At 43.4% G+C, this 23356-nt stretch carries 5 protein-coding genes; all 5 read left to right on the top strand.

Going from position 1 to position 23356, the window contains the following annotated elements:
* Positions 1-65: 65 nt before the first annotated feature.
* The 5 genes from HWQ41_RS23195 (at position 66) to HWQ41_RS23175 (ending at position 23271) form a co-directional block, all read left to right on the top strand.
* Positions 66-6803, top strand: a complete 6738-nt coding sequence (locus tag HWQ41_RS23195; protein WP_292768135.1) for a non-ribosomal peptide synthetase — start codon at positions 66-68, stop codon at positions 6801-6803.
* Between the two features lie 42 nt (positions 6804-6845).
* Positions 6846-10148, top strand: coding sequence for an amino acid adenylation domain-containing protein (locus HWQ41_RS23190; protein WP_292768132.1), 3303 nt, complete (start codon positions 6846-6848; stop codon positions 10146-10148).
* Between the two features lie 204 nt (positions 10149-10352).
* The gene (locus tag HWQ41_RS23185) at positions 10353-18281 is read left to right on the top strand and encodes a non-ribosomal peptide synthetase (RefSeq protein ID WP_292768129.1); all 7929 of its coding nucleotides are present in this window, start codon (positions 10353-10355) and stop codon (positions 18279-18281) included.
* A gap of 54 nt (positions 18282-18335) precedes the next feature.
* Positions 18336-18953, top strand: coding sequence for a Uma2 family endonuclease (locus tag HWQ41_RS23180; protein WP_292768126.1), 618 nt, complete (start codon positions 18336-18338; stop codon positions 18951-18953).
* 82 nt (positions 18954-19035) lie between these two features.
* Positions 19036-23271, top strand: coding sequence for an amino acid adenylation domain-containing protein (locus HWQ41_RS23175; protein WP_292768123.1), 4236 nt, complete (start codon positions 19036-19038; stop codon positions 23269-23271).
* The last annotated feature ends 85 nt before the right edge of the window (positions 23272-23356 follow it).

The raw sequence follows: 23356 nt of genomic DNA, 5'->3' as shown, positions 1-23356 counted from the left end.
GGCTTGGGGGTATTATGCTTAATTGCCCGGACATCATATTGCATCGCAATCTATATACTAATTTTATGAAAGAAATTGTAATTAACTCTAATGAATCTATTGATTATTCTTCTGCTTTAACTGAGCAGGAGCGATATAAAATATTAGTTGAATGGAATGATACAAAAGTAGATTACCCCAAAAATCTGTGCATACATGAGTTATTTGAAGCGCAGCTAGAAAAGACTCCAGACAATATTGCTGTTGTCTTCAAAGAAGAAACACTTACTTATCAAGAGTTGAACTACCAAGCCAACAAAATAGCACATTATCTACAAAGTTTGGGTGTAAAACCAGAGGTGCTAGTAGGGATTTGCGTTGAGCGATCGTCAGAGACTTTGCCGGAGGCATCGCTAGAGATGATCGTCGGAATGTTGGGAATTCTCAAAGCGGGTGGAGCTTATGTACCATTAGATCCAACATATCCCAAAGAGCGTCTAGCGTTCATGTTGTCAGATTCACAAGCGCAGGTGTTGTTGACGCAGCAAAAGTTTGCTGAAGGGTTTGCTGGTAGCGGGGCGAAGGTGGTTTGTCTGGATACTGACTGGGAATCGATTAACCAACACAGCCAAGAAAATCCTATTAGCAACGCTACGGCTGAAAATCTGGCTTACGTTATCTACACCTCCGGTTCTACAGGAACACCAAAGGGAGTAGCTGTAACGCATCGGGCTGTCAATCGGTTAGTATGCAACACCAACTACATAAAGTTTGTGCCGAGCGATGCCTACGGCGGTCAACTACGCATTGCTCAAGCCTCAAATACTTCATTTGACGCAGCTACATTTGAAATCTGGGGATCTCTCCTGCATGGGGCTAGGCTGGTGGTAATTCCTCAGAATGTTGTGCTTTCACCCCAGCATTTCGCCGCGTACATCCGCGAGCAAAGGATTAGTGTATTATTTTTGACGACAGCCTTATTTAATCAGTTAGCGAGCATTGTCCCCCAGGCATTTAAAGACCTGCGAAACTTGCTATTTGGAGGTGAGGCTGTAGATCCCAAGTCCGTGAAAGCGGTTCTAAGGAATGGGCCGCCACAGCGATTGCTGCATGTTTATGGGCCAACTGAGAGTACAACATTTGCTTGTTGGTATCTAGTGGAGGATATTCCAGAAGGGTCTACAAATGTGCCGATTGGTCGCCCAATCTCCAATACACAAATCTATATACTGAACTCCAAACTTCAACCAGTTCCTGTTGGTAATCCTGGTGAATTATATATTAGCGGCGACGGTTTGGCACGAGGCTACTTAAACCGTCCAGAATTAACCAAGGAAAAATTCATTCCCAATCCTTTTGAGAAGGCAGAAGGGAGTAGATTATACAAAACTGGTGATTTAGCCCGTTTCTTACCAGACGGCAATATTGAGTTTATTGGGCGAGTTGATCATCAGGTGAAGATTCGCGGCTTCCGCGTTGAATTAGGAGAAATTGAGGCGCTTTTGAGTCAACATTCGGATGTACGGCAGGCAGTGGTAATCGCTCGTGAAGACATCCCTGGTGATCAGCGCCTTGTTGCCTATATTGTCCCTAACCAAAAACTTGATGCGAGTGCCACTACCCTAAAACGCTTCCTCCAGGAAAAGCTGCCTTACTACATGGTGCCAGCAGTCTTTGTAATTCTCGACTCGCTGCCACTCACCCCCAATGGTAAAGTGGATCGTCGTCATCTTCCAGCCTGCGATCGCACACGCCCGGATCTCGAAGAAACCTTTGTCGCACCTCGTAACCCAATTGAGCAGACGTTAGCGGTTATCTGGGGCCAGTTACTGGCACTTGAGCAAATTGGAGTCAATGATAATTTTTTCTATCTCGGTGGTCATTCCCTAATCGCCACTCAGATCCTTTCTCGTGTGCGCGAAGTTTTCCAAGTTGAGTTGTCCTTTAATCACATCTTTGAAAACCCCAGCATAGCTAGTTTAGCTCAACTAATTGAACAGCACAGCCAGCTAGAACAGCAGTTGCAGCGTCCTGCCATCCAAGCAATTGCGCGTGAGGGACTCTTGCCAGTTTCCTTCGCTCAAGAGCGAGTGTACTTCATTCAACAATTGGCTCCTGAAAGTAGTGCCTACCAATTCCAGGCAACTATGAGATTTAAGGGTCAGCTGAATGTGGCGGTATTACAACAGTGCCTCAACGAGATTGTGCTACGTCATGAAATCTTTCGCACGACTTACCCGGCGGTGAATGGACGGCTATTTCAGGTAATCCATCCACCCCAACCAATTAGCTTCCAAGTAATAGACCTCCAGACATTCCCTGAATCTGAGCGGGAAACAGAGGCTCAACGGCGGCTTGAGGCAGAAGTGCAAAAGCCGTTTGACCTGAATCAACTACCATTAGTTAAGTGGGTTTTGTTGAGGTTAAGCGCCCAAGAACATCTGTTGATCCACATTGAGCATCACATGGCTCATGATGGTTGGTCATTCAATATATTCCTGAGTGAGTTGGTGGAACTTTATCAAGCATTGTCACTGGGATATTCTTCTCCACTGACTGAACCACTCCTCCAGTTCGTGGATTTTGCCCATTGGCAGCGACAGTGGGTCAAAAGCCAGTCAGCTCAAGCACAATTGGCCTATTGGCAACAGAAGTTATCCGGTAGTTCACCGTTGTTGGAATTACCCTATGATCGCCCGCGACCGACAGAGCAAACTTACAATGGCGATCAAATTAGGGTAGAACTTCCCATCAGCTTGTGCGAATCCCTCAGAGTTCTGAGTCGTCAAGAGAGTGTCACCTTATTTATGACGATGCTGGGAGCTTTCCTTGTAATATTGCACCGATACACTGGGCAGGATGATCTGAGCGTCGGGACTGCTGTTGCTAATCGGCGGATGCACGAAGTAGAAAAGTTAATTGGCATGATCGTCAATAACCTGGTTCTACGCACTGATTTGTCTGGCAATCCCACATTTAGGGAATTACTCGGCCGAGTGCGTCAAGTGACACTGGAAGCATACACCAACGAAGATTTACCCTTTGATAAGGTGGTGGAGGTTCTCAAGCCAATACGGAATTTGAGTCACAATCCCCTATTTCAAGTGATGTTCAGCTTCCATGATTCTCCCATGCCGGACTTGAGTCTGCCAGGTTTGGACATCAGCTTGCATGAACCGATCAGCAATAAATCAGCAAAGTTTGATCTGGATTTTCTGGTTATACCGCGTTCTGAGCAATGTGTGCAGAACGGTTCTAAAACAGGGGCGAAGGGAATTACACTAATCTTAGAATACAACAGTCACCTCTTCGATGCTGCCACAATTCAAGGAATGCTAGAGCAGTATCAAACTTTACTAGAGGGTATTGTTGCTAACCCGGAGCAGCGAGTTTCTCAATTACCACTGCTAACGCAGACTCAGCAGCAGTTACTAGTAGAGTGGAATCAGACTCATAGAGAGTATCCCGCGAAAGAGTGTATCCATAAGTTATTTGCGGCTCAGGTAGAATTAACTCCCGATGCTATAGCTATTCAGCAAGAAGGTCAACAGTTAACTTACCGCGAATTGAGCGATCGCGCCAACCAAATAGCACATTATTTACAAAGTTTGGGAGTCAAACCAGAAACCTTAGTTGGTATCTGCGTTGACCGTTCTCTAGAGATGATTGTCGGCTTACTCGGCATTCTGAAAGCGGGGGGTGCATACATTCCCCTTGACCCTGCCTATCCTAAAGAGCGACTGGCTGATATTCTCGAAGATACGAAACTGAGCATTTTGCTGACTCAAGAAAGATTCCAAGCCAAACTACCAGATTATGCTGGAAAAACGATCTGTTTAGATAGAGACTGGTCACAAATTGCTCAACACAGTACAGCCAACCCGATTAACGAAGTTCAGCCCCATAACCTCGCCTACATTATTTACACCTCCGGTTCCACGGGCAAACCCAAAGGGGTGATGATTGAACAGCGATCGCTGATAAATTTTGTCATGACCGCTATGCATGAATATGGAATTAATGCAAGCGATAATATTCTGCAATTTGCATCTATCTGCTTTGATGCCTCAGTTGAAGAAATCTTTCCTTGTCTTTCAGTCGGTGCAACATTAGTGTTGCGAACCGAAGAGATGTTGCACTCCAGCGATGAATTTTGGCGGTGTTGCCGAGAATGGCAGTTAACTGTTTTGGATCTTCCTACAGCGTACTGGCATCAGTTGGCGGCGGAACTTAGCCCTGAAGACTCCCGAATTCCTGAAAGTCTGAGAATGGTGATTATTGGCGGAGAAGAAGCTCAACTCGAAAAAGTGAAGCGCTGGCATAGTAGTGTTGCTCACCTCTCCCATCCACCCCAATTACTTAATAGTTACGGGCCAACGGAAGCAACGGTTATAACCACCTTAAATAGCTTAACCCCAGCAGCTACCTCGGTTGCGATCGGACGACCCATAAGCAATGTTCAGGTTTACGTTCTGGATCAATATCTGCAATCAGTGCCTATAGGAGTTCCCGGAGAACTGCACATTGGTGGAGTCGGATTAGCCAGAGGGTATTGGCAACGTCCTGAACTTACAACTCTTAAATTTATCCAAAGTCCAAAATTGGATCGCCTCTACAAAACTGGGGATATAGCACGATTTCGCGCCGATGGCAACCTAGAATATCTCGGTCGGGTTGACGATCAGGTGAAGATTCGGGGCTTCCGCATTGAGTTGGGAGAAATCGAGACGGTACTGAGACAACACCCACAGGTATTTCAAGCTGTCGTCATTGCTCGTGAAGACATTCCCGGACAAAAGCGCCTTGTGGCTTATGTTGTTCCGCACGAGTTGCAACCAAACGCCGATGAATTGCGCCATTTCCTCAAGCAGAAGTTGCCTAATTATATGGTGCCTTCGGCTTTCATGTTGCTGAAAACCCTGCCGATGACTCCGAACCAGAAGGTAGACTACCGCGCCCTCCCAGCCCCCGACCTCTCCCGTAGTGTAGAAGATAATTTTGTTGCGCCCCAAACCCCCACAGAAAAGAGATTAGCGGCGATCTGGTCGGAAATCTTAAGACTAGAAAAAGTCAGCATCCACGATAACTTCTTTGAATTGGGCGGCGACTCCATCCTCAGCATTCAGGTAATTTCAAGAGCCAATCAGGCGGGTATCCAAATTGCTCCCAAACAGCTATTTCAGAACCAAACCATTGCTGAGTTAGCTGCCGTGGCAGGAATTACTCGCTCTGTTAAAGCCGAACAAGGGTTAGTGACTGGCTTGGTGGCGCTGACACCCATCCAACAGTGGTTTTTTGAGCAGAAATTGCCCGAACCTGATTACTTTAACCAGTCAGCCCTGTTGGAAGTGCCTCCAAATTTGCAACCAGAGCTATTGCAGCAAGTAGTGCAAGAATTGTTATTGCATCACGATGCTTTGCGATCGCGCTTTGTCCAAGAAGGGCAACGCTGGCAGCAGTTTAACGCTCTAGAAAACCTCTCTCCAAACCTCTCCCCTACAAGGGGAGAGGCTTTGAATTCTCCCCCTTCCCTCTCTTCGAGACGCTGCGCGAACGTAGGGAAGGGGGTTGGGGGGTTAGGTTTCGCGTTAGCTTTTCCATACAACGTGAAAAGTCAGATCCAGGAACCTGTACCATTTCGCGTTATCAATTTGTCACACCTGTCGGTAGAAGAACAACAAACAGCAATAAAAGCGGCAGATGCTGAACTCCAAGCTAGTTTGAATCTATCTACTGGAGCGATCGCACGAGTAGCATTGTTTCAATTAGGCAACAATCAACCTGGCCGGTTACTATTCATCATCCATCACTTAGCAGTAGATGGCATTTCGTGGCGGATTTTGCTCGAAGATTTGGCTACTGGTTATCAGCAACTCAGCAGTGGCGAAGCTATTAAACTACCACCTAAGACAACTTCCTTTCAATATTGGAGCGATCGCCTCACAAAATACGCGCAATCATCAGATGAGTTGAATTACTGGCTAAGTGAGTCTAATTTAAAAGTTACCGCCTTGCCAGTAGACTATCCTTCAGGTAAAGAAAATAACACCATAACCTCAACTGCTTCTGTGTCACTTTCTTTAACTGAAGAACAAACCCGCGCCCTCTTGCAGGATGTACCCTCTGCCTACAACACTCAAATTAATGATGTGCTGTTGACTGCCCTAGTACAAAGCTTTGCTCAATGGACGGGAGAACGTTCCCTGTTCGTTGATCTAGAGGGACATGGACGGGAAGACTTGTTTGAGGATGTGGATTTGTCGCGCACCGTGGGCTGGTTTACCACCTTATTCCCCGTTCATTTACAGCTAGAAGAAATTGACCATCCAGGAGAGGTTTTAAAGTTAGTTAAAGAACAACTGCGGCGCATCCCCAACCGGGGCATCGGCTATGGCGTGTTGCGATATTTGCAGCTGGATGACACAATACGCACGAAACTACAAAGTTTACCCCAAGCGGAAGTAAGTTTTAACTACCTTGGTCAATTCGATCAGGTGCTTAGGGCATCTGCTGTGTTGGGTTTGGCTCAAGAATTCAAAGCTGAACAGAGTTTACTTAATCAGCGCAGCCACCTATTAGGAGTAAGCGGATTTATTCGTGCCGGAAGGCTAGAAATGACTTGGACTTACAGCGAGAAAGTTCATAAACGAGACACCATTGAGCGTTTGGCCTTTGGGTTTATGGAGGCATTGCGATCGCTCATTGCCCACTGTCAATCCCCTAATGCTAGAGGTCATACACCTTCAGACTTCTCAGCAGCCAGACTCAGCCAAAAACAGCTTGACAAATTCATCGCCAAAGTCAACAAAGACAAAATGAAGTAGTCATTAGTCATTAGTCATTAATCCCAACTCCGAGGTAGTTCGATGAACAATATCGATGATCTTTATGAACTTTCGCCCATGCAGCAGGGGATGCTTTTTCATACCCTTTATGCGCCAGAGTCAGAAGTTTATTTTGAGCAGTTGCTTTGCATCCTCCAAGGAGAATTAAATTTTCCTGCCTTTGAGCAAGCTTGGCAGCAGGTTGTGGCGCGGCACCCAGTTTTACGCAGTTCTTTTTATTGGGAAGAGATAGAAAAGCCCTTGCAAATGGTGAGTAAGCAAGTGGATCTCCCGTGGGTGAAACTGGACTGGCGACATTTAACAGCCGATGAACAACAACAGTATATAGGGGATTTTTTGTTAGGCGATCGCCAAAAAGGATTTGAACTCGATGTTGCTCCCCTGATGCGCTTCACCGTCATCCAGCTAGAGGACTATACTTACCAATTTATTTGGAGTCATCATCATATCCTCTTTGATGGCTGGTCGATGCAGATTGTCTTGAAAGAAGTTTTAGCTTTCTATGAAGCACATCAGCGAGGCGAACATTTACGCCTGATACCCTCTCGCCCCTATCGAGAGTATATTAATTGGTTACAGCAACAAGATATTGCTCAAGCAGAAGACTTCTGGCAAAAAAAACTCCAAGGGTTTGAGGCTTCTACCCTTTTAATCGGGAACAGGGAACAGGGAATAGGGAACAGGGGACAGCAAACATACGATGAGCAAACTTTTCAGTTATCTCAAACAGTAACTGAGAAACTGCAATATGCGGCTCGACAGCAGCATTTAACTCTGAATAATTTGGTGCAAGGAGCTTATGCGTTGCTACTTTCCCGCTACAGTGGAGAAAGCGATGTGGTGTTTGGTGCAACTGTATCCGGTCGTCCACCAACGCTTCTGGGAGTGGATTCGATGGTTGGGTTACTGATCAACACCCTTCCCATACGGGTAAAAATCAGTGGAAAAGCTGAATTATTACCCTGGCTCAAGCAATTACAAAGCCAAGCATTTGAACAGGAACAGTATGCCTATTATTCCCTAGCAGAAATTCAGCGTTTGAGTGATGTTCCCCCAGGAATGCCTCTGTTTGAGAGCCTTTTAGTGTTTGAGAATTATCCGCTCGATTCTGCTCAACAGGATACCAAAAAAACTTTAGAAATCAGTCATCTTCGTTGTTTTGAACGCACGAATTATCCGCTAACGGTTGTGGTTAATCCTGAATCACAATTATCTGGAAGAATTATCTATGATATTAGTCGTTTTGACCATGAGACAATTGTCCGCATGATTGGACATTTTCAAACATTGCTAACAGGAATGGCAACCAATTTACAACAATATGTTTCCCAATTATCCCTGCTCAGTGCAACCGAAGAAGAAGAAATACTTTTACAAGAGAGTAGTCAAAATATAGATTCTATTCATTACAAATGTATTCATAGTTTATTTGAAGAACAGGTAGAAAAAAACCCTGATGCAGTAGCACTAGTATATGTAGACGCGCAAAGTACGGCTTCTCGTTCGCGTAGCGTCTCCGACAGGAGAAGAGTAAAACAACACCTAACTTATCGGGAGTTGAATAACCGCGCCAATCAATTAGCTCATTATTTACAAGCGCTGGGAGTTAAACCCGAAGTGCGGGTGGGAATTTGTGTCGAGCGATCGCTAGAAATGATAATAGGAATACTAGCTATCCTCAAAGCAGGTGGGGCATATATTCCGCTAGATCCAACTTATCCAACAGATCGACTGGCGTTCATGCTGGAAGATGTCCAGACAACGATTTTACTAACGCATAATCATTTGTGCGATGGTCTCCGACCGACCGTAGGTCATCGCTTGGCAATCCATAATCAAACTGTAGTGAATCTTGACTCAGATTGGGAAATAATTGCTCAACACAGTGAAGACAATTTACACAGTGAAGTTAATCCAGAAAACTTAGCTTATATCATTTATACCTCTGGCTCGACGGGAACACCAAAGGGAACAGAAGTTCCTCATCGTAGCATTATTGGTTTTATGTTTGGGGTTGATTATATTCACCTTGATGCAGAGCAGATTTGGCTACAACATTCATCAATTTATTGGGATGCACTAACCCTAGAACTTTGGCCGCCCTTGCTTTACGGTGGGCGTTGTGTGCTTTACTCAGGCAAAATTCCTACACCTGGAGACTTAAGCAATATCATCCAAGAACAAGGGGTTAACACTCTGTTTCTGACTACAGCCCTATTCAATCTCATGATTGACACAATGCCAGAAGGGTTGTCAGGCGTTAAACAACTGCTGTTTGGGGGAGAATCCGTTTCTGTACCTCACGTTCGTCGCGCCTTAGAATTATTGCCTGGAACGCAATTAATTCATGCTTATGGCCCTTCAGAATGTACAGTTGTTACCTGTTGTTACCCGATTCCTCAACAACTTGCTCAAAATTCAATTCCCATTGGAAAACCCATCGGTGATCGGAAAGTTTACTTATTAGATAAAGATTTACAGAGAGTTCCGATTGGCGTTTCTGGGGAACTTTATGTGGGTGGGGCGAGTGTTGGTAGAGGTTACTTAAATCAACCAACATTAACCAGTGAAAAATTTATTCCTAATCCGTTTGCTGAGGGCGATACACTTTACAAAACCGGAGATTTAATCCGCCGTCTTCCTGATGGGAACCTGGAATTTTTGGATCGAATTGATACACAGGTGAAAATTCGCGGTTTCCGCATTGAATTAGGAGAAATTGAGACAGTTTTAAATCAACACTCCAGCATCAAGCAAGTCGTAGTTATTGCACGGGAAAATGAACCTGGAAACAAGTCTTTAGTTGCCTATCTCGTTGCCAAAGATAATCCACCAACTCCTAGCAGTCTGCGAAACTTCCTCAAGACAAAGTTGCCTGACTACATGATTCCCACCGCTTTCGTATTTCTAGAAGCATTCCCCCTAACGCCTAATGGTAAAATCAATCGCCGTGCTTTGCCTGTTCCAGATGCTTTCCAAAGAAATCTAGAGGTTGATTTGGTTGCTCCTAGCACACCTACCCAACAAGAATTAGCCACGATTTGGGCTGAAGTTCTCAAAATAAAACAGGTGGGAATTCACGATAACTTTTTCGAGTTAGGGGGACATTCTTTACTAGCTACTCAAGTGATTTCTCGGTTAAGAGAAGCCTTTTCTCTAGATTTTCCTCTGCGTTATCTGTTTGAAAATCCGACCATTGCTGAACTCGCCCAAAAAGTAATTACTCAACAAATTGAACAAGCAGAAAATGATGCCATAGCACAGATTTTAAGTGAAGTCGATCAGTTATCAGAAGAAGAAGTGACACGGCAATTGCTTTTTTGAGTATTAATTCAATTACTCGATATCTTTCTTATCTCTCTGTGTTCTCCGCGTCTCTGTGGTTCGATTAAAAAAACTAATTTTAAACTAGGACTTACACAAAAATCGCCAAAAAGCTTAATTTATCCAACCGCCAAGACGCCATCGCGCAGCGTCTCGTAGAGAAGAATCGTAGAGTGTGCGTAAGTCCTATAAACAATAAATATTATGAGCAATATACTAAAACGTCTAGAAGCCCTTTCACCAGAAAAGCGAGAATTAGTCCTACAAAAACTGAAAAAGCAACAGCAATCTCCACTTCTCACATCCGTATCGAGAGAGCAACCTCTTCCCCTCTCCTTTGCTCAACAAAGACTCTGGTTTCTCGACCAACTAGAAGGCGAAAATTGTGTCTACAATGTCCCGTTTTTCTGGCAGATTAACGGATTTATGAATATAGCTGCCTTAGAACAAGCCATAACAGCAATTGTCCAACGTCATGAAGTGCTACGTACCACTTTCTCATTTGTCGATGAGTCGCCGATACAGGTGATTCACGCTCATCCGCAACTGACAATGCAAGTGCTAGATTGGCGACAATTAACTGAAGAAAACCAGTTAAGCAGAGCCACGCAGTTAGCGACAGAAGAATTGCAACAGCCCTTTGACTTATCAAACCCACCTTTGCTGCGGGTAAAGTTGTTACAACTGACTGACCAATCCTATCTGTTGTTGCTCGTCATCCATCATATAGTTTGTGATGGCTGGTCAATGGACATATTCCGCCGTGAATTGTTCAGCCTTTATACCGCATTTTGCGCCGGCGAATCTTCTCCCTTAACTGAATTATCGCTACAATATGCCGATTTTGCCCACTGGCAAAGACAATGGCTACAGGGAAAGGTACTCGAAACCCAACTCAATTACTGGCAAAAACAATTAGCCGCAGCCCCGCCTCTGTTAGAATTGCCCACAGATAGACCCCGCCCATCAGTTCAAAGTTTCAGAGGGCGTAGCGAGTTTTTGGAACTCAATCAGGATTTAACACAGAAGTTGAAGGGTTTGAGTCAGGAGTCAGGAACTACTTTGTTTATGACTTTACTGACGGCATTCACCCTGTTACTTTCGCGCTACAGTGGTCAAGAGGATATTATTGTTGGTTCTGCGATCGCTAATCGTAACCGTCGTGAAACTGAAACATTAATTGGCTTTTTTGTCAATACCCTAGCATTACGTACCAATCTGCAAGGGAATCCAACTTTCTTAGAATTACTTGAACGAGTCAAGCAAGTAACCCTGGATGCTTATGACCATCAAGATTTACCCTTTGAGAAACTGGTTGATGAATTGGGATTAGAGCGATCGCTTTCTCATCATCCCCTATTTCAAGTGGCGTTTGGTTTGCAAAATGAAACCCAGCAGCAACTAGAAATCAATGGATTAACCCTTACCCGTTTCACCTGGGAAAACACGACGACTCTATTTGATTTGTCGCTGATTTTTCGAGAAACTCCGCAAGGATTGACAGGAGAATGGGAATATGCAAGCGATTTGTTTGCAGCTAAAACTATCCAAAGGATGACGGGACATTTTGCAGTTTTACTTCAGGAAATTGTCGATAATCCTCAACAAACGATTAATACTCTGCCATTAATCGCAGAGGACGAACGTCAGCAACTCCAAGTCTGGAATCAAACTCAAACTGATTATCCCCTCAATCAAACTTTGGTGGAACTGTTTGAAACTCAAGTTACCAAAAACCCTAATAATCTCGCTTTGGTGTTTGAATCCCATACAAGAGGGAACAGGGAACAGGGAACAGGGAACAGTAATGATAGTTTTAAAACGCTAACTTATCAGCAACTTAATCAAAAAGCGAATCAACTAGCTTATTATTTAATTCAAAATCATCAAATTCAACCAGATACTTTAATTGGTATCTGCGTTGAACGGTCTTTAGAAATGATTATTGGTGTACTCGGTATCCTCAAAGCGGGTGGGGCTTATGTGCCGATTGATCCCAATTATCCTAAAGAACGAATTGAGTTTATGTTAGAAGATTCTGGGACATCGGTGTTGCTGACCCAAAGTCATCTCAAAGAGCAATTACCTTTAACTAAACTGAAACACCAGATCATTTGTTTGGATGAGGAAACTTTTAATTCGGCGTTAACAGATAACGCCGTGTGCAACCTTCTCTCAAACCTAACCCCCAACCCCTTACCTACTAGCTTTGGGGAGCAAAAATCAAAGCCTCTCTCCCTGTGGGGGAGAGGTTTGGAGAGGGGTTCTAAGAATAAGTTACACATTGCGTCAGATAATCCTAATCCTCAAAGTACTGTTGATAATTTAGCTTATATAATTTATACCTCTGGTTCGACGGGACGACCCAAAGGAGTGATGATTGAGCATCGCGCAATTGTCAATCTAGCTTTAGCTTGGGCTGAAACTTTTCAAGTTAAACACCACAGCCGTTGGCTTCAGTTTGGTTCTTTTAGTTTCGATTTGTCTATTGGTGAAATTGCCACTGCTTTGTCCGCCGGTGCTTGTTTGTATTTGGCCAATAAAGAAACTTTGTTACCGAGTCAAGCTTTGGTGGACTTGTTGCGCGATCGCAAAATCTCCCATCTCACGCTACCTCCTTCCGCTTTATCTGTATTACCTCAAGCCTCATTACCTGATTTGCAAGCTGTAATCGTTGGTGGTGAAACTTGTGCAGCAGAATTGGTGGCACAATGGGGAACAAAACAACGTTTTTTCAACTGCTATGGGCCGACGGAATCGACGGTTATCGCCAGTATATCTAGTTGTGAACCGAATGGGAAAAAACCTTCTATCGGTCAACCGTTAGCTAATATCCGCATCTATATATTAGATGCTCACCATCAACCGTTACCCCCTGGCATTCCTGGAGAATTGTGTATCGCGGGAGTTGGTTTAGCAAGAGGCTATCTCAACCGTCCCGATTTAACCGCCGAAAGATTCGTTGAAGTTGAATTATTTGGCAAAACTGAGCGAATTTACAAAACTGGCGACTTAGCAAGATGGAGAGATGATGGAAACCTTGAGTATCTGAGCCGCATTGACGATCAGGTTAAATTACGGGGCTTCCGCATTGAACTTGGTGAAATTGAATCGCTATTATTACAACACTCTTTAGTTAAAGAAGCGGTTGTTATTTTATATGAAACTGATAATAATCCCAAATTAATAGCTTATGTCACGGCAAAGGAAAAATCCAGCAATTTAGGGGGTCAACTCAAAGACTACCTGAAAATTAGCCTGCCGAATTATATGGTTCCTAGCCAGATTATGGTATTGGATCAGTTGCCCCTTACCCCTAACGGTAAGCTAGATCGCAGAGCATTACCAGCACCAGATACAGCCACTTCCACTGACTTTGAAATGCCAGTCACGCCAACTGAAGAACTGCTGGCTAGCTTATGGCAAACTCTTCTGAAAGCTCAGTCTGTTGGTCGCCGAGACAACTTCTTTGAACTGGGGGGACATTCCCTGTTAGCAACCCAATTGGTTGCCCGCATTCGTGACACTTTTGGGGTTGAAGTGCCTGTCCGCAAGGTATTTGAGCAGAGCGTTTTGTCTGAGTTGGCAACCGAAATTGACAAAGCGGCTGGTGCGATGGCGCCAGCGTTGCGGAGCAATCTCGCTTTACCTGCGATCGCACCACAGCCTAAAAATGCTCCCAAAACTCTGTCCTTTGCCCAATCAAGACTCTGGTTTTTAGACCAACTTGAAGGCACTCGAACCTCGGCTACTTACAATATGTCAACGGCCCTGCAACTTGACGGCAAGTTGAATATAGAAGCCTTGCGTGCAAGTTTTGATTATCTCCTCGATCGCCATGCCATTCTCCGTACTTATTTCCCCGCACTGGCAGGAGAGGCGCAAGTGGTCGTCCAAAATTCAGAGGATATAGAAGTACTGGCGTTCGCAGATTTACGTAGGTGCAGCCCGCCGCAGGCATCGCTTCATCCCCGAACTCAAGCAGAAACCGTACAACAGCTAGCTGATACTCATGCCCAAGAACCGTTTGACTTAAATACCGGCCCCCTGTTCAAAGCAAAACTCCTGCAACTTAGCGAACAGAAAAATGTCCTGCTCATTAATATGCACCACATTATTAGTGATGGCTGGTCAATGGGAGTGTTTAAGCGCGAATGGGAACAGGCTTATTCTGCTTTTGCTGCCGGATATACTCCAAATTTGTCACCGTTGCCAATTCAGTATAGTGATTATGCAGCTTGGCAGCGCAGTTGGTTACAAGGAGAGATTTTAGAAACTCAGGAAAATTACTGGAAACAACAACTAGGCGATGCTCCCCGATTGCTAGATTTACCTACCGATCATCCCCGTCCAGCGCAACAAAGTTACCAAGGTGGGCGTGAGGAATATCGTTTGAGCAATGAACTGACTCAGAAACTCAAAGCTATTAGTCAAAAACACGGGGTTAGTTTGTTTATGACTCTGTTGACGGCTTTTAGTATCTTACTATCTCGTTACAGCCGTCAAGAGGATTTATGTATTGCTTCTGCGATCGCTAACCGCACCCATAGCAATACAGAATCATTAATCGGTTTTTTTGTCAATACCTTAGTATTGCGGAGCAAAATCAAGCCAGAACAAAGTTTTAGTGAGTTACTCCAACAAACTCGCCAAACTTGCTTAGATGCCTACGCTCATCAAGATATTCCCTTTGAGTATTTGGTAGAACAGTTACAACCAGAACGCAGTTTGAGCCATAATCCCTTATTCCAAGTGATGATGGTGTTGCAAAATACGGAAAGTGCGGGGACAAATGTTAATTTACCAGGGCTTGATATTCAATATTTAGAGCAAAGTCTCCCATTTGCCAAGTTTGACCTAACACTCGATTTTTGCGAAAGGGGCGACCAACTGCATTGTATGTGGGAATATGCCACAGATTTATTTGAAGCAGAAACGATTCAACGCATGGCGGGACACTTTGAAGTCTTGCTGCAAGCAATTATTCAAAATTCCCAACAGCCCATCAGTACGCTCCCCTTAATCACAACAGCAGAAATTCAACAACTGCAAGTTTGGAATCAAACTAATATCAATTATCCCAAAAATCAGACTTTGGTGAGTCTGTTTGAACAACAGGTAGCAAAAACGCCCGATAACATTGCAGTGGTGTTTGAAGATCAAAGCCTGAGTTATCAAGAACTCAACCAAAAAGCCAATCAGCTAGCGCATTATTTGTTGGAACTCAAAAAAGAGCAACAATTACCTGATAATCCATTGATCGCGATTTGTGTGGAGCGTTCGCAATCAATGCTCATCGGTATATTTGGTATCCTCAAAGCAGGTGGGGCTTATGTGCCGATTGATCCGAATTATCCCCGCGATCGCATTCATTTAATGCTCGAAGATAGTAATGCTTCTGTATTACTAACAACAAACCCCATCAAAAAGCAACTTCCCGTAGAAAAACTAAAAAATCCTTGTCAAGTAGTATTTCTGGACAAAGAAATATGGGCTGATCAGCCAACAAATAACCCCAATCCGCAAAGTAGCCCTGATGATTTGGCTTATGTAATTTATACTTCTGGTTCCACAGGGCGACCTAAAGGTGTTGCCATTGCACAATCTAGCCCGGTAGCTCTGGTAAAATGGGCGCATTCACTCTACAGTGCAGAACAGCTTGCAGGTGTCTTAGCATCAACCTCAATCTGTTTCGATCTCTCCATTTTTGAAATTTTTGCCCCCCTGACTCAAGGTGGTAGTGTGATTGTGGTGGAAAATGCACTCTACATTGAGCAAGCACACAACAGTATTGTACCGATAACGTTGGTTAATACTGTGCCGAGTGCTGCTGCGGAACTGCTCAATATGAATGCTATTCCGGCAAGTGTTCAAATCATCAACTTAGCTGGCGAACCATTAAAAAATCGTCTGGTACAGGCTTTATATCAAACGACATCAGTGACGGGGGTTTATAATCTGTATGGCCCTTCTGAAGACACAACTTACTCGACTTTTACCAAAGTTGCCAAAAATGCCCAGCATGAACCAACTATTGGAAAGGCGATCGCTAATACCCGCATCTATATTCTAGACAGCTACAACCAACCCCTTCCCCCTGGTATACCAGGGGAACTCTGCATTGCAGGTGCGGGTTTAGCACAAGGCTATTTGAATCGTCCCGAACTGAGTGCTGAAAAATTTATTGACATCAAACTGTTCAACCAAACTGAGCGGATTTATAAAACTGGTGATTTAGCCCGTTGGCTACCTGACGGCAATTTACAATATTTAGGACGCATTGATCATCAGGTCAAACTTCGGGGTTTTCGGATTGAATTGGGTGAAATTGAGGCATCTTTACTCAAACATCCAAAAATTCAGGAAGCAGTCGTCATTGTTCGAGAAGAAACTGATCTCGATCAACGTCTGGTAGCTTATATCGTCCCAACAGCGATAGATAATCGCACAAGCCAAGGTGAACAGGTAGAATTGTGGGAACAAGTTTTTAATAACAGCTACTCTCAGCAACAAATCCCAACCGATGACCCAACTCTGAATCTAGCCGGGTGGAATGATAGCTATACAGGAAAACCGATTCCTCAAGCGGCGATGCAGGAATGGCGAGATACAACAATTGCCCAAATTCTGGAACTTGAACCTAAACGGGTTTGGGAAATCGGTTGCGGGACAGGGATGTTATTGTTTAAAATTGCGCCCCATTGTCAGCATTATCTGGGTACAGATTTTTCACCTGAAGCATTGCAATATATTGAACAACATCTAAAACAGCAGTCTCTCAACGACAGAGTTACTTTAAAACACAATGCAGCTAACCAATTTGATAGCATAGAGACTAATGCTTATGACTTGGTAATCATAAATTCTGTCATCCAGTATTTTCCCTCTCTGGATTACTTTTTGTCAGTGTTGGAGGGGGCTATCAAAGCTGTAAAAACTGAAGGATCAATCTTTATTGGCGATGTGCGAAATCTCCATTTACTAGAGGTTTTCCACACCGCAGTCGAGTTTTATCGCGCCCCCGACGAGTTATCAATCAAAGACTTGCGTCAACGGATTCAAAAAAGTATTCGCAACGAAGGTGAATTACTGATTGATCCTAATTTATTTATCGCTTTAAAACAAAGATTTTCTCGAATTAGTCATGTAGAAATCCAATTGAAACAGGGTTATGTTCAGACGGAAATGAGCCGTTTTCGTTATGACGTTATTTTACATTTGGATCAAATAGATACTTCCGTCACAGAATCACAATGGTTAGATTGGCAAACTGAGCAACTCAATCTGGAAACAATCGAGCGAATTTTAACAACTCAGCAACCAGATTTACTAAGCATCAAGAATATTCCGAATGCGCGTTTGACTTCAGAAATGGTGCTGTTAGAAGAAATCGCCCAATTAGATGGTACTGTTTCAGATTTAAAAGCAGCAGTTGTCCAAGCCCAATCGGGCATAGAACCCGAAGCCTTCCGAACTTTAGCGCGAGATTTACCCTATACACCTTTTATCCAATATAGTTCCACAGGCTTTTCTAATTACGATGTTGTTTTTCAAAGGAATATTCTTGGACAGGTGACACTACCACGATTTGCTCAAGGAGAGAATTCGCAGCTGAAACCTTGGCAACATTATGCAAATCAACCGTTGCAATATCGCACCAACCAAGTTGAACCAGAATTATTAGCCGAATGGCGGGATTTTCTGGAAAAAACTCTCCCTGATTATATGATTCCTAGCCATTTCACTGTGTTAGATAAACTACCACTAACACCAAATGGAAAAGTAGACCGTAAAGCTTTACCTGCACCAAATGTAACCGTTTCATCAACAGACATTGAATTGCCTGTAACCTCGACAGAAAAATTGCTTGCCGAATTGTGGGCGAAGCTGCTTAAATATGAAGCAATCGCCCGCCATGATAACTTCTTTAACTTGGGAGGTCATTCTTTATTAGCAACCCAACTGATTGCCCGCATCCGTGATAAATTCAAAGTTGAACTGCCTCTGCGGAAGGTATTTGAATTCCCTACACTCAGTGAATTAGCGAATTATCTCGATACCTGCATTTGGGTTAATTCCACCGACGAAAGTATGCAGCCTCTCAACTCAGATGAAGAGGAAATCGAACTTTAAAGTACTACGACTGAAAACACATCGTCAAGTGAAATTTATCTTTAACTTAAACCTATGATTGCCGTATCTGATTCCGTTTTTCTCACTCCCGAAGCATACCTCCAATTAGAAGAAAAAAGCAACATCAAACACGAATATATTGATGGTCAAGTTTACGCAATGGCGGGAACAACTGACACCCATAACACCATTGGACTAAATCTAGCTTTATTGATTCGTAACCACTTGCGAGGGTCAGACTGTCGAGTTTACTTTGCCGATATTAAAGCCCGTATTGAAAAACGTAACCGCTTTTATTACCCCGATATCATCGTCACCTGCGACCCTAAAGACCGAGAAACCCCCACCTATAAACGCTTTTATAAACTTATTATTGAAGTTCTATCCGATTCCACCGAAGCCTTTGACCGAGGTGACAAATTCAACGACTATCAAACCATTGACAGCCTAGAGGAATACGTTTTAGTTAACACCAAACACCAACGAGTTGAAACCTTCCGCCGTAATGACCAAGGCTTATGGGTGCTACAAACCTATACACCCGATGACCAAACCTTTGAACTCCAAAGCATTAAACTAACCGCCCCTTTTTCCGACCTTTACGAGAATGTAGAATTGGAAGCGATGTCTACTACGGGCTACGCCTACGCCCAGAAAAACGAACTGAGTTAAAAATTATAAAACCTCTTACTATTTACTCTTCAAAATTCTTTCATTGTATCGACAGTCAACTTTGATTGTGTCCAACTCAATTATGACAAAAAATGAGCAATTGGTTTCTTTAATGCTTCGTTTGCAGAACATAGGCTGCCGAATTTGGGCTGAAGATGATAAATTACGGATTCGTACTAGTAAAAACGCCTTAACTTCTGAACTAAAGCAAGAAATTCAAGCCAACAAAGCAGATATATTAGTATTCTTAAATTCTGTCAAAGCCACAACTGTCATGGCAGAGGAAATTCCGACATTACCAGATGATGTCCCGAAGCCCCTTTCCTTTGCTCAACAACGCCTCTGGCTGTTAGCGCAACTTCAAGGGTCATCAGCTAGTTACAATATGCCGATGGCTTTGCAACTGGATGGAAACCTCAATATTGATGCTCTGCATTCTAGTTTGGCTTATCTGCTTAACCGTCATGCCAGTCTCCGAATGTATTTTCCCACAGTGGCGGGACAACCTCAAATTGCGATCAAAAATTTAGATGACATCGAAGTTTTAAGGGAATGGAGACTGGGGACTGGGGACTGGGGACTGGCGATTGGGGACTCGGAAAGAGTTTTACCAATAGCGATTTCCGATTCCCCAAATATCCAGCGTTTGATTGATGCTCATATTCAAGAACCGTTTGATTTAAATACTGGCCCTTTGTTTAAAGCAAAACTGGTGCAACTCAAGGAGCAGAAATACGTGCTACTGATCAATATGCACCACATTATTAGCGACGGCTGGTCAATGGGGGTGTTTGTCCGTGAGTTACGACAAGTTTATACCGCCTTTGCTCAAGGTCAAACCCCAAACCTTGCTCCCTTACCGATTAAATACAGCGACTACGCAAACTGGCAACGAAATTGGTTACAAGGGGAAGTATTAGAAACTCAGATCAACTACTGGAAAAATCAACTCAAAGATGCTCCCCCATTACTGGAATTACCTACCGATTATCCCCGTCCAGCATTGCAAAGTTACCGAGGCGATCGCGATCGCTATTCCCTCTCACCTGACTTAACTCTTGCCATTAAAACTTTAAGTCAACAGCAAGGGGCAAGTTTGTTTATGACTTTGTTGGCGGCTTTCAGTATTCTGCTTTCTCGTTACAGTCGCCAAGAAGACTTATGTATTGGTTCTCCGATCGCTAACCGCACCCACAGCCACACGGAAGGGTTAATTGGCTTTTTTGTCAATACCTTGATACTGCGTAACCAAATCAAGCCTGAACAAAGCTTTATCGATTTCCTGCAACAAACTCGCCAAACTTGTTTAGATGCATACTCTCATCAAGATATGCCCTTTGAGTATTTGGTAGAACAGTTGCAACCAGAACGCAGTATGAGCCATAACCCTTTATTCCAGGTGATGTTAGCACTGGAAAATAATGAAAGTCCTGACCTGAGTTTGCCAGAACTAGATATTCAATGGCTCCCATTAACCTATCCATTTGCTAAGTTTGACCTAGCACTTCTAGTCATAGAATCTGATAACCAATTAAATTTAACTTGGGAATACGCCACTGATCTCTTTGAGAAAAGTACTATACAAAGGATGGCGGAACAGTTTGAAGTTTTGCTGAAGGGAATTGTTGATTGCCCTCAGCAACCTATCAATACTCTCCCTTTGATGACAGTGCCCGAACTTCTGCAACTGCAACGCTGGAATCAAACAGAAAGCGATTCTCCTCACGATAAAACTCTAGTTGAGATATTTGAACAACAAGTTGCGAAAAACCCTAATAATATCGCTTTGGTGTTTGAATCCCAAAGCCTAACTTATCAACAACTCAATCAAAAAGCGAACCAACTCGCTCATTATCTAATTCAAAATCACCAAATTCAGGCAGACACTTTAATTGGTATCTGTGTTGAACGGTCTTTGGAAATGATTATTGGTTTACTCGGTATTCTGAAAGCAGGTGGTGCTTATGTACCAATTGATCCCAATTATCCCAAAGAGCGGATTGGGTTCATGTTAGAAGATTCTGGTACATTGGTGTTGCTAACCCAAAGCTTCTTATTAGACAAATTACCCATAGCTAACCTCAAAGAACCCTGTCAGCTAATTTCTTTAGATGAGGAAACTTTTACCGAAGCGTCAAAAGAAAATCCCAGTCTCCAAAGTACGCCTAATGATTTGGCTTATGTAATTTATACCTCTGGTTCGACAGGACGACCCAAGGGGGTGATGATTGAGCATCGCGCAATTGTCAATTTAAGTTTGGCTTGGGCTGAAACTTTTCAAGTTCAACACGACAGCCGTTTGCTTCAGTTTGGTTCTTTTAGTTTTGATTTGTCTGTTGCTGAAATTGCGACTACCTTCGTCACTGGTGCTTGCTTGTATCTTGCAAACAAAGAAACCTTATTACCCAGTCAAACCTTAGTTGACTTCTTAACTCATCACAAGATTTCCCACAGCTTTTTATCTCCTTCGGCCTTATCTGTCTTACCTCAAGCAACCTTACCCGATTTGCAATGTCTAACCGTTGGTGGTGAGGCTTGTTCAGCAGAATTGGCGGCACAGTGGGGAACAGGACGGCGTTTGTTTAATTGCTACGGGCCTACGGAATCTACGGTTAATGCTGCGATCGCTCTCTGTCATCCCAATGGCAAAAAACCAACAATTGGTCAATCATTATCTAATATCCGCATTTACATTTTAGATGCTCACAATCAACCCTTACCACCTGGTATACCTGGAGAATTATGTATCGCTGGAGTGGGTTTGGCACGAGGCTATCTCAACCGTCCCGATTTAACCGCCGAAAAATTTATCAAAATTGATTTATTCGGTAAAATTGAGCGAATTTACAAAACTGGCGACTTAGCAAGATGGGGGGTTGATGGAAACCTTGAATATCTAGGTCGCATTGACGATCAAATTAAACTACGGGGTTTTAGAATTGAACTCGGTGAGATTGAATCGATTTTGTTACAACATCCATCAGTTAAAGAAGCAATTGTCACCTTATATAAAACTGAAAGCAACCAAAGTTTAATTGCATATCTAACGGGAATCACTACTGATTTATCTACCCAATTGAAAAATCACCTCAAATCCCGTCTGCCCGATTATATGATACCTGCTCAGATCATCGTACTGAATGAGTTACCTTTAACTCCCAATGGCAAAATTGACCGGAAAGCTTTACCTCTTCCAAATGGTGTAATTGAAGGCTTATACGAAGCCCCACGAAACAAATTAGAACAACAACTAACGCAAGTTTGGTCTGCTGTACTCGAACGTCAAGAGATTGGGATTCATGATAACTTTTTTGACTTGGGCGGTCATTCTTTATTAGCGATCAAACTGCTCAATAATATTCAGCAGGTGTTTGAGCAACAACTTTCTTTAAGCAGTTTATTTCAGAATCCTACCATTGCTCAACTGGCAGAAGAACTTTGTAATTCTGAGGTTCAACAGTCAAATTCCGATTTACTTTTACTTCAAGCTCAAGGAGAAGCAACCCCTCTATTTTTTCTACCTGGCGCAAACGGACACGGCTTCTATTTTCGAGATTTAGCAATCAATTTAGGAAATGAGCATCCAGTGTATGGACTGGAAACTCCAGGACGAGATGGACTTAGCCCACTTCCTGAATCAGTAGCAGCCCATGCGAGTCAACTCATTGAGCTATTACATCAACAACAACCCAAAAGTCCATACATATTAGTAGGGTACTCTTCAGGTTGTGCCGTTGCTTTAGAAATGGCTTCCCAACTGGAACAGCAAGGTAAAACGGTGAGTTTACTAGCTATCTTGGACGCTGGCCTAGTTTCTCAGCCTGAGTATTTAACTAATAGAACAGATATTGATTGGATTTGGCAAACAATTCAACGTATTGAAGCCTTAAAGGGAGTTTCTTTAGGACTCAAATACGATGATTTGGCTGCTCAAAGCGATGACCAAGCCAGGTGGGATTTGGCGGCAGAATATTTGTACCGACATAATGTTTTACCGGAACACTCTACCCTATCTTTACTCAAAACTAATATGAAAGTGATGAAAGTGCTAACGCTCAATTACGCGAATTATCAGCCTAATCATCCAATTTCTGCCCCTATTGTTTTATTCCGCGCTCAAGAAGTTAAGGAGATTGTTTTGCAAGAACTCCAAGCTTTTTCTGATTACGATCTACCCGATTGGGGATGGCAAGCCTATACTCAAAAGCCTGTTAAGGTGATTTCGGTATCTGGAAACCACGGTCAAATGCTTTATGAACCCAATGTCAAACTGTTAGCCACACAATTACAGTTGGCGATGGGAAATGGAGGGGCTTAGAGTGGGTATTGCTATCAATATAGCGTTTCCTAATCACATGAGGTACATCATAGTCCCCTCCTCGCTTGCGGGGAGGGGGTTGGGG

It is taken from the genome of Nostoc sp. NOS(2021) (genome assembly GCF_017115025.1).
In the GTDB taxonomy this organism is placed as follows: Bacteria; Cyanobacteriota; Cyanobacteriia; order Cyanobacteriales; family Nostocaceae; genus Nostoc.
This window is presented reverse-complemented; position numbering and strand designations above follow the sequence as displayed.